At 56.5% G+C, this 14,029-nt stretch carries 11 protein-coding genes; 6 read left to right on the forward strand and 5 right to left on the reverse strand.

Annotated elements, in window-relative coordinates; genetic code table 11:
* The first annotated feature begins 59 nt into the window (after nt 1-59).
* Complete coding sequence (locus UTO39_RS11425) at nt 60-1,055, forward strand: acyltransferase (protein WP_320727188.1); 996 nt, start codon at nt 60-62, stop codon at nt 1,053-1,055.
* Here UTO39_RS11425 and UTO39_RS11430 read toward each other — a convergent pair.
* The 4 genes from UTO39_RS11430 to xylA form a co-directional block, all read right to left on the reverse strand.
* Nucleotides 1,048-1,968: a helix-turn-helix domain-containing protein gene (locus UTO39_RS11430; protein ID WP_320727189.1), complete on the reverse strand. Its 921-nt coding sequence runs from the start codon at nt 1,966-1,968 to the stop codon at nt 1,048-1,050. The two genes, UTO39_RS11425 and UTO39_RS11430, sit on opposite strands and share 8 nt — an antisense overlap.
* Entirely contained in the window at nt 1,968-2,507 is a 540-nt protein-coding gene (locus UTO39_RS11435; protein ID WP_320727190.1) for an isochorismatase family protein, read from the reverse strand. The genes UTO39_RS11430 and UTO39_RS11435 overlap by 1 nt, the downstream gene beginning before the upstream one ends.
* Nucleotides 2,508-2,610: 103 nt before the next feature.
* Nucleotides 2,611-4,065, reverse strand: a complete 1,455-nt coding sequence (xylB, locus tag UTO39_RS11440) for a xylulokinase (RefSeq protein ID WP_320727191.1) — start codon at nt 4,063-4,065, stop codon at nt 2,611-2,613.
* A gap of 61 nt (nt 4,066-4,126) precedes the next feature.
* A complete protein-coding gene (gene xylA, locus UTO39_RS11445; RefSeq protein WP_266179532.1) occupies nt 4,127-5,449 on the reverse strand; it encodes a xylose isomerase in 1,323 nt (440 codons plus the stop codon).
* A gap of 371 nt (nt 5,450-5,820) precedes the next feature.
* On the opposite strand from xylA, the gene xylF reads away from it, so the two are divergent.
* The 4 genes from xylF (at nt 5,821) to xylR (ending at nt 10,798) form a co-directional block, all read left to right on the forward strand.
* On the forward strand, nt 5,821-6,813 hold the full coding sequence (gene xylF / locus UTO39_RS11450) for a D-xylose ABC transporter substrate-binding protein (protein ID WP_023618556.1): 993 nt from the start codon (nt 5,821-5,823) through the stop codon (nt 6,811-6,813).
* A gap of 72 nt (nt 6,814-6,885) precedes the next feature.
* Entirely contained in the window at nt 6,886-8,427 is a 1,542-nt protein-coding gene (locus UTO39_RS11455; protein WP_320727192.1) for a xylose ABC transporter ATP-binding protein, read from the forward strand.
* The gene (gene xylH / locus UTO39_RS11460) at nt 8,405-9,586 is read left to right on the forward strand and encodes a xylose ABC transporter permease XylH (protein ID WP_320727193.1); all 1,182 of its coding nucleotides are present in this window, start codon (nt 8,405-8,407) and stop codon (nt 9,584-9,586) included. Before UTO39_RS11455 ends, xylH begins: the two co-directional genes overlap by 23 nt.
* 33 nt (nt 9,587-9,619) lie before the next feature.
* A complete protein-coding gene (gene xylR, locus UTO39_RS11465) occupies nt 9,620-10,798 on the forward strand; it encodes a D-xylose utilization transcriptional activator XylR (protein ID WP_061096594.1) in 1,179 nt (392 codons plus the stop codon).
* Nucleotides 10,799-10,836: 38 nt separating this feature from the next.
* Here the strand turns inward: xylR and UTO39_RS11470 are convergent, their stop codons facing one another.
* On the reverse strand, nt 10,837-11,661 hold the full coding sequence (locus UTO39_RS11470; protein WP_071888220.1) for a protein bax: 825 nt from the start codon (nt 11,659-11,661) through the stop codon (nt 10,837-10,839).
* Nucleotides 11,662-11,974: 313 nt separating this feature from the next.
* On the opposite strand from UTO39_RS11470, the gene UTO39_RS11475 reads away from it, so the two are divergent.
* On the forward strand, nt 11,975-14,005 hold the full coding sequence (locus tag UTO39_RS11475) for an alpha-amylase (protein WP_320727194.1): 2,031 nt from the start codon (nt 11,975-11,977) through the stop codon (nt 14,003-14,005).
* Nucleotides 14,006-14,029: the final 24 nt, after the last annotated feature.

Raw genomic sequence — 14,029 nt, forward strand, 5'->3', positions numbered from 1 at the left:
AAACGAAGACTTTTGGACAACGGGAGTCACACTCACTTTACAGGGAATACGAGGAACTGATGCCGTCAAAAATTAACTGGATTGATAACCTGCGAGGAATAGCGTGTCTGATGGTGGTCATGATCCACACGACGACCTGGTATGTCACGAATGCCCACAGCATCAGCCCCGTTAATTGGGATATTGCCAATATCCTCAACTCCGCGTCGCGCGTCAGCGTGCCGCTGTTTTTTATGATTTCCGGCTTTCTCTTTTTTGGCGAGCGTAGCGCGCAGCCGAGGCACTTCATCCGCATCGCGGCCTGCCTGGGCTTCTATAGCGCCGTTGCCCTGCTCTATATCACCCTGTTTACCTCCATTAACGCCGGGTTATCCCTCAAATATTTGCTGCAAAAACCGGTGTTCTACCATCTGTGGTTCTTCTTCGCCATCATCGTTATCTATCTTGTCTCTCCGCTCATTCAGGTGAAAAACGTCAGCGGGAAAATGCTCCTGGCCCTGATGATGGTGATTGGCATCGTCGCCAACCCGAATACGATCTCGCAGAAAATCGACGGTTTCGAATGGTTGCCGGTGAACCTCTATATCAACGGCGATACCTTCTACTACGTGCTTTACGGCATGCTGGGGCGCGCCATCGGGATGATGGACACGCAAAAACGCGGCCTGAACTGGCTCTGCGGGGCGCTGTTTATCGCAGGCGTGGCGGTGATTTCACGCGGGACGCTGCATGAGCTTCAGTGGCGCGGCAATTTTGCCGATACCTGGTATCTGTATTGCGGGCCGATGGTCTTTATCTGTGCCGTATCGCTGCTTACGCTCGTCAAAAATACCCTGAACGCGCGTCCCCTGCCCGTGCTGAACGTGATCTCGCGGCATTCGCTTGGGATTTACGGCTTTCACGCGCTGGTGATCCACGCGCTGCGCACGCGGGGCGTTGAGCTGAAAAGCTGGCCGGTGCTGGATATTATCTGGATTTTTGCCGCCACGCTGGCTGTCAGCCTGCTGCTGTCGATGCTGCTGCAAAAAATAGACGTTCGCCGCTTCGTCAGCTAGCGCTTCGCTGCCGGGCGCGGTGGTACTGGCGCGGGGAGGAAAACCCTGCCGCCAGTGAGGCCTGCTCCACGCCGCGTCCCTGCATCAGCCACTGCTCCGCCACCGCCAGACGCAGCTGCTCCAGATAATCGCGAACGCTAATCCCTAAATGTGACTGGAAAAGCCGGGTAAGGTGGCGCGGGCTTACGTGCGCCAGCGCGGCGATATCAGGCAAGCTCCACGTTTTTTGCGGCTCGGCGATGAGGGCATCCTGCGCCCGATGAATCGCCGGGTGAAGATGGTTGCGGTAGCGCAGCCACGGAGAAAGCTGGGGATCGTCACCGGAACGGCGGAACCAGACCACCATCTCACGCGCCACGGCCAGGGCCTTTTCGGGGCCGCACAGGCGGTTGATCGTGTGCAGCGCCAGGTCGATACCGGAGGTGATCCCTGCGCTGGTCCAGATATTTTCATCCTGCACAAATATCCGGTTCTCTTTAATCGTCGCCGTAGGGGCCGCGGTGCGTAAACGGCTGATAACGTCATGGTGGGTTGTGCACAGTCGGTTATTCAGCAGGCCCGATTTTGCCGCCAGCAGCGCCCCTGAACAGACGCACATCACGGTGATTTCCTGGCGCTGTATTTGCGGCTGCAGCCGCATCAGCCAGTGCTGGATCTGCTGCGCCTGTGGCGTTGAGAACTGAAAGCGGGAGTCGCTCACACCAGGCAATACCAGCAGGCTGCCTGAAGGCAGGCTTTCCGGCAGCGGCTGAATGCCGCTCATCGTCAGGCCAATCGACGTCTGAACATCAGGCTGCGGGCCTATGTAATGCAGGCGAAACGCATCGCCTGCCAGAACAAAGGTTTCTGCCGGGCCGGTCATATCTAATGACAGCACTCCGGGCAACATCACAAACCAGACGTCGATGCGCATTACAGTAACTCCAGCGTCTCCGCTACCGTTTTAATCTCGGCAAAACGCCCGGCCAGCACCGTCTCGGTACGATGGCGAATCTCCGCTGCGCTAAGGGTAATGCCCTTATACGTCATGGGAAACGTCAGCGTTGCCTCGCTCACAAAGGTCACAGCATACCCCAGATCGGATGCCACCCGGGCCGTAGTTTCACAGCATTGTTCTGTGCGAATGCCGCAGATAATCAGCTGGTTGATATCACGCTCGCGCAGCCAGCGGTCAAGCCCGGTATCCGTGAAGGCATTATGGACGTGTTTCTGGAATACCACATCCGGCTGATGACGCAAAAAGGCCATCGGTTTGACATAGCCGCTTTGCAGGGTGAAGGGGCCGTCTTCATCAACGTGAAAAATATCAACGACCGGAATATTGCGCGCCTGGCAGCCTTCGATCAGCCCCAGCATCGCCTGCTGAAAGGCGGGAATATCGTCCTCCTGCCAGTAGCTGCGGTGGTGAAAAGACTGCTGAGTATCAATGTTGATTAATGCGATGCGGGACATGATGTAACTCCTCGTCAGTGGGTATGACCTTATCCTGACGAGGAAACGAAGGCACGCACAGACCAAAAAAGGACATCCTCGTGCCTCTCCCGGACAAGCGTGTTTATGACATCAGCGGCAGCAGCTGCTGATAAATTTTGCGGAACACGTCGCGCCTTTCCGCGTACCGCGCATGGCGCGCTGCGTCAGGCAAATGCGCCTGCTCAAGCGTAAGCTGCGGCAACAGCTGCGAAAGCGGTTTTTCCGGGTTCATGGCGATCTGCGCCAGACGCGCGGCACCGAGCGCGGGCCCGACATCCCCGCCGGTGCGGAAATCCAGCTGCAACCCGCTAATATCCGCCAGCATCTGTCGCCAGTAAGGGCTTCGCGCGCCGCCGCCAATCAGGGTGACGCTTGTCGGCTTCAGGCCGCAGTCGTGCACTACGTCCATCCCGTCGGCCAGTGCATACCCTACGCCTTCCAGAACCGCACGCGCCAGCTCTGCCGGGCCGTGCTGATGGGTTAGGCCAAAGAACACCCCTTTCGCTTCCGGGTTGTTGTGCGGCGTACGCTCGCCGGAAAGATACGGTAAAAACCAGACCGTCCCCGCCGCGTCATCCGCCTGCTGCGCCGCGGCAATGAGCGCAGGAACGTCGGCCACGCCGGTGAGCTTTGCTGCCCAATCCAGGCAGGACGCCGCACTGAGCATCACCGACATCAAATGCCATTTACCAGGAAGGGCGTGGCAGAAGCTGTGCACGGCGCTTTCGGGGTTGCTGCGGTACCCGTCGCTGACGGCAAAATAGACGCCGGAGGTGCCCAGCGACAGCATCGCCTGCCCCGCCTCAACCATCCCGACCCCCACGGCGCCCGCCGCGTTATCGCCACCCCCGGCGACTACCGGTACGGCAGGCATGTTCCAGCGCTCGGCAACGTCTGGCAGCAGCGTGCCTGTCACCTCGCTACCTTCGAATAGCGCAGGCATATGTTCACGGGTCAGATGGCAGGCATCCAGCATCGCCTCGCTCCAGTCGCGTTTCGCCACGTCGAGCCACATGGTGCCCGCGGAATCGGATATGTCGCTGGCGAAATCGCCCGTCATGCGAAAACGCAGATAGTCTTTTGGCAGCAGAACTTTCGCCACCTGACGGAAAATCTCCGGCTCGTGGCGCTGAACCCACAAGAGTTTTGGTGCGGTGAAGCCCGGCATCATCAGGTTGCCGGCGATCTCGCGGGACGCGGGTACGCGTTCCTCAAGAAGCGCACACTCTTCCGCACAGCGGCCATCGTTCCAGAGGATCGCGGGACGCAGCACGCGATGCTCGCTATCCAGCAAGGTTGCACCGTGCATTTGCCCGGCCATCCCCAGGGCCTTCACGTCACGCAGAGAATGCTGTTCACCTAAGGCCTTAATTGCGCGATCCGTCGCCTGCCACCACTGCTCCGGGTCCTGCTCCGACCATAGCGGATGCGGGCGTGAAACCTGTAGCTTTTCAGTCTGCGTTGCTAACACGTCGCCCTGCTCGCTTAACAGGATGGCTTTTACACCCGATGTGCCAAGATCGATCCCGATATACATTGCGGTGACTCCTTTGACAGAAATGCCCGGTGGCGCTTCCGCTTACCGGGCCTGCATGCTGTTATTTATCGAACAGGTAGTGATTAACCAGGTTTTCCAGCAGCTCCTGGTGGCCGCTCTGGTGCTGCGGTGCCAGCTGATGTTGTTCAGCGTACTTCGCGATTTCCGCAAGCGATAACTGACCTTTCAAAATTTGCTGGCCCAGCTCACTGTTCCAGCCGCTGTAGCGCTTCGCCACGCGCTTATCCAGCTCGCCGTCTTCAATCATACGCGCCGCCACTTTCAGCGCCAGCGCCATGGTGTCCATCGCGCCAATGTGGCCGTAGAACAGATCGTATTTGTCGGTGCTCTGACGACGCACCTTGGCGTCAAAGTTCAGGCCGCCGGTGGTGAAGCCGCCCGCTTTGACGATCTCGTACATCACCAGCGCATTCTCTTCCACGCTGTTCGGGAACTGATCGGTATCCCAGCCCAGCTGTGGATCGCCACGGTTAGCATCGACAGAGCCAAAGATACCCAGCGCAATCGCAGACGCGATTTCGTGATGGAATGAGTGGCCCGCCAGCGTGGCGTGGTTGGCCTCAATGTTCACTTTAATCTCTTTTTCCAGACCGAACTGCTTCAGGAAGCCATACACCGTCGCCACGTCGTAGTCATACTGGTGCTTCGTCGGTTCCTGCGGCTTCGGCTCGATCAGCAGCGTGCCGCGGAAGCCGATTTTGTGCTTATGGTCGACAACCATCTGCATAAAGCGGCCAATCTGCTCGCGCTCCTGGCGCAGGTCGGTGTTGAGCAAGGTTTCATAGCCTTCACGGCCGCCCCACAGGACATAGTTTTCGCCGCCCAGCTGATGCGTGGCGTTCATTGCCGTCACCACCTGCGTGGCCGCCCAGCTAAACACTTCCGGATCCGGGTTGGTGGCCGCACCCGCGCCGTAGCGTGGGTTGGTGAAGCAGTTTGCCGTACCCCAGAGCAGCTTCACGCCGCTTTGCTGCTGTTTTGCCGCCAGCACATCCACCATCTGCGCAAAATTATTCAGGTACTCTTTCAGCGACGCCCCTTCCGGCGACACGTCAACATCATGGAAGCAGTAGTACGGCACGTTCAGCTTGTGGAAGAACTCAAACGCCACGTCGGCTTTGCGTTTCGCCAGCTCGATGGCCTCACCCGGCTGCTGCCACGGACGGTCAAAGGAACCCACGCCGAACATATCGGCGCCGTTCCAGCAGAAGGTATGCCAGTAACAGGCGGCAAAGCGCAGATGATCTTCCATGCGCTTACCCAGCACCAGCTCATCCGGATTGTAGTGACGAAATGCTAAAGGATTGGTCGTTTTTGGGCCTTCGTAACGAACGCGATCGAGTTGGTCGAAATAAGCTTGCATATTGAGCTCCATAATCAGGGTATGCGGCGAGTCGTTGATACAGGAGTAATAGTGAATAGACATTTTGGGTTGCTCAATTACGTTATTTCACACTGCTATTGAGAGAATGCACAACTGTGCGCTGGCTCGCAAAATAATGCGCAGACAAACTATTTTTCGGCGCGTATTCCAGAATCAAATGTAATTAAGGCGTTACGAATTTTAAAACCCGATCGCGGTCATAAATTCAGAAATAAACCAAATATCGTAATGAGAAGATAAAAATCTGTAATTGCCAGCCCGCCTTTCCGCGTTAAAAATTTGCTGCGACCCAGCAGTGAATGTTTCTTTTATCTCAGCAACACATACCCCTACAAAAAGGCCTAATAATTATGAAGATAAAGAACCTGACCCTAACGCTCTGCGCTACGCTCCTCCTTGCAAGCTTTGCAGGGCATGCCAAGGAGGTCAAAATTGGCATGGCGATTGACGACCTGCGTCTGGAGCGCTGGCAAAAAGATCGCGATATTTTTGTGAAAAAAGCGGAATCACTCGGTGCGAATGTGTTTGTTCAGTCGGCTAACGGCAATGAAGAAACGCAAATGTCGCAGATCGAGAATATGATCAACCGGGGAGTCGATGTTCTGGTCATTATCCCTTATAACGGCCAGGTATTAAGTAACGTGGTGAAAGAAGCGAAGCAGGAAGGCATAAAAGTTCTCGCTTATGACCGCATGATTAATAATGCCGATATTGATTATTATATTTCTTTCGACAATGAAAAAGTGGGCGAATTACAGGCGCAAAGCCTGATCGACAAAGTGCCTCAGGGCAATTATTTCCTGATGGGCGGTTCGCCGGTGGATAACAACGCCAAACTGTTCCGCGAAGGGCAAATGAAGGTCCTTAAGCCATACATCGACAACGGCAAAATTAAGGTGGTTGGCGATCAGTGGGCCGACGGATGGTTGCCAGAAAATGCCCTGAAGATTATGGAAAACGCGCTGACGGCCAATAACAACAAAATTGATGCTGTCGTGGCCTCCAACGATGCCACAGCCGGCGGGGCTATCCAGGCCCTGAGTGCCCAGGGGCTGGCCGGTAAAGTCGCGATTTCTGGTCAGGATGCCGACCTTGCGGGCGTAAAACGCATTATCGCAGGTACCCAGACCATGACGGTCTACAAACCGATTACCGAGCTTGCCAATACGGCGGCGGAAATCGCCGTTGAGCTGGGCAACGGTAAGCAACCTAAAGCAGACGCGACGCTGAATAACGGCCTGAAAGACGTTCCGGCTCGCCTGCTCACGCCAATTGAAGTCAATAAAGAGAACATTGACGCCACCGTGATTAAAGACGGTTTCCACAAGAAGAGCGAACTGTAATCCGGCGCTGCCCCTGCTCTGCGGGGGCGCATCACGTTGTACTGTTCTTCCCTCGGGTTATGTGGAGCAGTTATGCCTTATTTACTTGAAATGAAAAGCATCACCAAGCGCTTCGGCGCGGTGAAAGCCGTCGATAACGTCAGTCTCCGGTTGAACCCCGGCGAAGTGGTTTCGCTGTGTGGCGAGAACGGTTCGGGCAAATCAACGTTGATGAAAGTGCTGTGCGGGATCTACCCGCACGGCAGTTACGAAGGCGAAATCGTCTTTGCCGGTGAAGTCATCCAGGCGACACACATTCGCGACACCGAACGCAAAGGCATCGCCATCATTCACCAGGAGCTGGCGCTGGTGAAACATCTCACCGTGCTGGAGAACATCTTCCTCGGAGCCGAGATTTCCCGCCACGGCGTGCTGGATTACGACACCATGACGCTCCGCTGTGAAAAGCTGCTGGCACAGGTGAGCCTCAACATTTCACCGGATACCCGCGTGGGCGATCTGGGTCTGGGGCAACAGCAGCTGGTCGAAATTGCGAAGGCGCTGAATAAACAGGTCAGGCTGCTGATCCTCGATGAGCCAACGGCCTCACTCACCGAACAGGAAACGGCGGTTCTGCTCAATATCATCCGCGATCTGCAAAACCACGGTATCGCCTGCATCTACATTTCGCACAAGCTGAACGAGGTTAAAGCCATTTCGGACACCATCTGCGTGATCCGCGACGGGCAACACATCGGCACGCGTGAAGCTGCGGGCATGAGTGAAGATGACATCATCACCATGATGGTGGGCCGCGAGCTAACCGCGCTCTACCCGAATGAGCCCCACAGTCAGGGCGATGAAGTGCTGCGCGTGGAAAACCTGACCGCGTGGCACCCCGTTAACCGCCACATTAAGCGGGTCAATAACGTTTCGTTTTCCCTTCACAGCGGCGAAATTCTTGGGATTGCTGGGCTCGTCGGTGCCGGGCGCACCGAAGCCGTGCAGTGCCTGTTTGGCGTGTGGCCGGGGCGCTGGGAGGGCACAATTTACATAGACGGCCAGCAGGTGAAAATCGACAACTGCCAGCAGGCGATTGCCCGCGGCATTGCCATGGTGCCGGAAGACCGCAAAAAAGACGGCATTGTGCCGGTCATGGCGGTGGGTAAAAACATCACCCTTGCGGCACTCGATCGGTTCTCCGGCGCGCTGAGCAGTCTGGACGATGCCGCCGAGCAGCAGTGCATCCTTCAGTCACTTGCCCGGCTGAAGGTCAAAACCTCCTCGCCGGAACTGGCGATCGGCCGACTGAGCGGCGGTAACCAGCAGAAGGCGATTCTGGCGCGCTGCCTGCTCCTCAATCCACGCATTTTGATCCTTGATGAGCCAACGCGTGGGATCGATATCGGTGCCAAATACGAAATCTACAAACTGATTAACCAGCTTGTACAGCAAGGGATTGCCGTCATTGTCATCTCGTCTGAGTTACCCGAAGTGCTCGGCCTGAGCGACCGCGTGCTGGTCATGCACGAGGGGAAACTGAAAGCCAACCTGATTAACCAGAACCTGACGCAGGAGCAGGTGATGGAAGCCGCTTTAAGGAGCGAACGTCATGTCGAAAAGCAATCCGTCTGATATCAAAGTCGCTGTTCCGACGCCCGGCGCGTTCGCGGGCCTAAAAGCGCTGAACCTGCAGGTTTTCGTGATGATCGCAGCAATCGTCGTCATCATGCTGTTCTTCACGTGGATGACGGATGGCTCGTACTTAAGCGCGCGTAACGTCTCAAACCTGCTCCGCCAGACCGCCATCACCGGCATCCTGGCCGTGGGGATGGTGTTCGTGATTATTTCTGCGGAAATCGACCTGTCGGTCGGGTCGATGATGGGTCTTCTCGGCGGCGTGGCGGCCATTTTTGACGTCTGGCTCGGCTGGCCGCTGCCGCTGACCGTGGCTGTCACGCTGGTTCTGGGGCTGGTTTTAGGCGCCTGGAACGGCTGGTGGGTTGCCTACCGTAAAGTGCCATCGTTTATCGTCACCCTGGCGGGAATGCTGGCCTTCCGTGGGATCTTGATCGGTATTACCAACGGTACCACCGTCTCCCCCACCAGCGCGGCGATGTCGCAAATTGGCCAGAGTTACCTCTCCGACAGCATAGGCTTTACGATCGGCGTGGTGGGTCTGCTGGCGTTTGTCGCGTGGCAGTGGCGTGGACGTATACGCCGTCAGGCGCTGGGTCTTGCGTCGCCAGCATCAACGTCCGTGGTAGGACGTCAGGCGCTGACGGCGGTCATTGTGCTGGGCGCCATCTGGCTTCTTAACGACTATCGCGGCGTTCCGACGCCGGTGCTGCTGCTGGCGCTGTTGCTGCTCGGCGGCATGTTTATGGCGACGCGCACCGCGTTTGGCCGCCGTATTTATGCCATCGGCGGCAACCTTGAAGCTGCTCGCCTTTCGGGTATTAACGTCGAACGTACCAAGCTGGCGGTTTTCGCCATTAACGGCCTGATGGTCGCTATCGCCGGGCTGATCCTCAGTTCGCGTCTGGGGGCCGGCTCACCCTCCGCCGGTAACATCGCCGAGCTGGATGCTATCGCCGCCTGCGTCATCGGTGGTACCAGCCTCGCAGGCGGTATCGGGAGCGTGGCGGGCGCGGTTATGGGGGCATTTATCATGGCGTCGTTGGATAACGGGATGAGTATGATGGACGTCCCGACGTTTTGGCAGTATATCGTCAAGGGGGCCATTCTTTTACTGGCAGTCTGGATGGACTCTGCCACCAAGCGACGAGCCTGATAACCGCATTGTGACTTAATTGGGAAGCGAGCCATGTTTGAAAAGCGTCACCGCATTACGTTGTTATTCAATGCCAACAAAGCCTACGACCGTCAGGTGGTGGAAGGTGTTGGTGAATATTTGCAGGCGTCGCAATCCGAGTGGGATATTTTTATCGAGGAAGACTTCCGCACCCGCCTGGAGAACATCAAAGACTGGCTGGGCGATGGCGTCATCGCCGACTATGACGATCCCGTCATTGAGCAGCTGCTGACCGACGTCGACGTCCCGATAGTGGGCGTCGGCGGCTCCTACCATTCACCCGAACACTATCCCCCGGTTCACTATATCGCTACCGATAACCATGCCCTGGTCGAGGCCGCCTTTCTTCATTTAAAGGAGAAAGGCGTCCATCGCTTCGCGTTCTATGGTTTACCCACCACCAGCGGCAAGCGCTGGGCCGTTGAGCGTGAACATGCGTTTTGCCAGCTGGTCGCGCAGGAGAAGTACCGCGGCGTGGTCTATCAGGGGCTGGAAACCGCACCGGAAAACTGGCAGCACGCGCAAAACCGCCTGGCGGACTGGCTGCAAACGCTGCCGCCGCAAACCGGGATTATTGCCGTCACGGACGCCCGCGCCCGACACGTGCTGCAGGTCTGCGAACATTTGCATATCCCGGTGCCTGAAAAACTGTGCGTGATTGGCATTGATAACGAAGAGCTTACCCGCTATCTGTCCCGCGTGGCGCTCTCCTCCGTTGCACAGGGCACGCGTCAGATGGGCTATCAGGCGGCGAAGCTGCTGCACCGTCTGCTGGATAAAGAGTCTCTGCCGCTTCAGCGCCTGCTGGTGCCGCCTGTCCGCGTCGTGGAACGTCGCTCAACCGATTATCGCTCCCTAAGCGACCCGGCCGTCATTCAGGCCATGCACTATATTCGCAACCACGCCTGCAAAGGGATTAAGGTCGATCAGGTCCTGGACTCGGTGGGCATTTCCCGCTCGAATCTGGAGAAGCGGTTCAAAGAAGAGGTGGGCGAAACCATCCATGCCGTCATCCATGCGGAGAAGCTGGAGAAGGCCCGCAGCCTGCTTGTCTCCACGTCACTGTCGATCAACGAAATCTCGCAGATGTGCGGCTACCCGTCGCTACAGTATTTCTATTCGGTGTTTCGCAAAGAGTATGACACCACGCCAAAAGAGTACCGGGATCGCCACAGCGAGGTGCTAATATAGAAAAGAAAACGCCTTCCGGTGGAAGGCATTTTTTGAGATTACATATGGGCGGCAATTAAGCGCTGGTTATCCTGGTACATAGCGAACAGATAGTTGTTATAGCTACTTCCCTTCGTCGAATAACCTTTCAGCTTGTGAATCATTGCGCTGGCCGTTACTTCCTGATCCGCTTTACGCAACTGAGCGCGTGATTTACGGAACGATGAGTAGGCCGGGTGCGTATTAAGATTCACCGCGTAAGCATTCACGGAATCTTTTACTGATTCAAACTGAGAATAGCCCTTCACTTTGCCAGGCGCATTATTACAACGCCCTTTCGCACACTTCATGCCGAACAGGTTGTTGTTATTACGCGCCAGCTTAGACGTTCCCCAGCCGCTTTCGGCTGCTGCCATGGTCGCAACCATGCTGCCTGGGATAATGTCCACACGCTCAAGGAGAGCATTCCACGGTACGCGACGCGTGTTGCCGTTCCAGCTCAGCTTGTAGCGCTTCGTGATGTCTTTCAGACGCGCGCGTTCAGACGGCGACCAGCGGCTATCGTACTGTTTTGAAATCAGCCAGTTACGATCCGCCGTAATCGCGGCATTTTGACTTGTTATGTAAGGCATTACCGTCCGGAGAAACGCTTTTTTTCTTGGTGTTCCGGAAGGGTATTTTCGCAAATCAGGAAGTGAACTACTCTTTGCACTATTGCGAGAATACTCTTGTTTACTGCTAACCTTACTACTTGTCGTCTTTATTACGTGGGCTTTCTTACTCGTTGTATCCGTGTGCGTCTTCGCAAGCACCCCACCCGAAAATGTCGTGGTGAGTAACATGAGTATCGCGGCCCCATATCGTCGAATGGGAGTCGATATCATTAGGTCTCCTGGTCGGATGTAATCATCCCAACACCTTATTTTTTCACAAATTTGAGAGCGGAATCTCAAATCATATCAAAAATAGACTTCAAGAGCACGTATAGAAATAGTCCAAATCCGAAACTATGTCACCTGAAACTTGCTCATAAAAACATCATTGCTGAAAAAATGTGTGCGATATCGCAGATAACTGCCTCATTTTGCGCGGGATCACTCATCCTCACGCGTCCTCCCGGGAGAAAGCGATGGGGGATGAGTTTTTAACCACAACCTGATGGCACACTGGTCAAAAATGCCGCGACAGGAAAATGGAATGAAACGCACCGCATTAGCATTTCTGATGTTACCCGCTCTGGCACATGCCGACTGGTCATCGCCGGGGTTTAACGCATTTCACGCCGAAGGCACCGGGGTTTTTACCAGCCAGGCAAAGCTTGCGAAGGGTACGCGTCCTCTGACGCTGAGTTTTGACAAGACGTGCTGGCAGCCTTCGGAGGCGATAAAACTCAATGAGATGCTGTCGCTCAAGCCCTGCGACGGCACACCGCCGCAGTGGCGCCTGTTCCGCGACGGTGAATACCAGATGCGGATTGATACCCGCTCCGGCACGCCGACCCTGCTGCTGACCATTCAGAGTGCCCCAGAACAGCCGGTTGCAAACGTTATCCGTCAGTGTCCGAAGTGGGACGGTAAACCGCTGACGCTGGACGTTAGCCATACCTTCCCGGAAGGCACCGTGGTGCGTGATTTCTACAGCAAACAGACCGCGACGGTGCAGAACGGAAACATTACCCTGCAGCCAGCCGCCAGCAGTGGTGGCCTGCTGCTGCTTGAGCGCGCCGAAACCGACAAACCAGCGCCGTTTAGCTGGCAGAACGCCACCGTCTATTTTGTGCTAACCGACCGCTTTGTGAATGGCGACCCGGGCAACGACAATAGCTATGGCCGCCACAAAGACGGCATGCAGGAGATTGGCACCTTTCACGGTGGCGATCTCAAAGGGCTCGCCAGCAGGCTCGACTATTTACAGCAGCTGGGGGTGAACGCGCTCTGGATAAGCTCCCCGCTTGAGCAGATCCACGGCTGGGTAGGCGGCGGCACCAAAGGAGACTTCCCACACTACGCCTATCACGGCTACTACACCCAGGACTGGACGAAGCTCGATGCCAATATGGGCACCGAGGATGACCTGCGCCATCTTATTGATGAAGCGCACAGGCGCGGCATTCGCGTCCTGTTCGATATCGTCATGAACCACGCGGGCTACGCGACGCTTGCGGACATGCAGGAGTACCAGTTTGGCTCGCTGTATCTGCAGGGGGATGAGCTGAAAAAGACCCTGGGAGACCGCTGGACTGACTGGAAGCCTGGCGCTGGCCAAAGCTGGCACAGTTTTAATGACTACATTAACTTTAGCGACAAAGCCGCATGGGAAAAATGGTGGGGCAAGAAATGGATCCGCACCGACATTGGTGATTACGACAACCCCGGCTTCGACGATTTAACCATGTCGCTGGCGTTTCTCCCGGATCTGAAAACGGAATCTACCGACCCTTCCGGACTACCCAACTTTTATCAGCACAAACCCGATACCCACGCGAAGGCCATCCCGGGATATACCCCGCGCGACTATCTCACCCACTGGCTCAGCCAGTGGGTGCGCGACTACGGCATTGACGGTTTCCGGGTGGACACCGCGAAGCACGTCGAGCTTGCGGCCTGGCAGCAGTTGAAAGACCAGGCAAGCCAGGCGCTGGCCGCGTGGAAAGGGGCCAACCCGGACAAGAAGCTCGATAACGCACCGTTCTGGATGACCGGCGAGTCCTGGGGCCACGGGGTGATGCAAAGCGACTACTACCGCCACGGTTTCGACGCGATGATCAACTTTGATTATCAGGAGCAGGCGGCGAAAGCGGTGAATTGCCTGGCCGATATCGACCTGACGTGGCAGCAGATGGCGGAAAAGCTGCAAAGCTTCAACGTCCTGAGCTACCTCTCTTCTCATGACACGCGCCTGTTCCGCGAAGGGGGCCAGCGCGCTGCGGAGCTGCTCCTGCTGGCGCCGGGCAGCGTACAAATCTATTACGGGGATGAATCCGAGCGTCCGTTTGGCCCGACGGGATCCGACCCGCTGCAGGGTACCCGCTCGGATATGAACTGGCAGGACGTGACGGGCAAGCAGGCCTTAACCGTCGCCCACTGGCAAACGCTGGGCCAGTTCCGCGCCCGCCATCCGGCGATCGGTGAAGGCAGGCAAACCACGCTGTCGCTGAAAGAGGGGTACGGCTTCGTGCGCGAGCACAAGGGCGATAAGGTGATGGTGGTATGGGCGGGTAATCAATAATTTCCCCCACCCCTCACCCCGTCC

The organism is Enterobacter sp. 118C5 (assembly GCF_034107645.1).
Classification (GTDB): Bacteria; Pseudomonadota; Gammaproteobacteria; order Enterobacterales; family Enterobacteriaceae; genus Enterobacter; species Enterobacter nematophilus.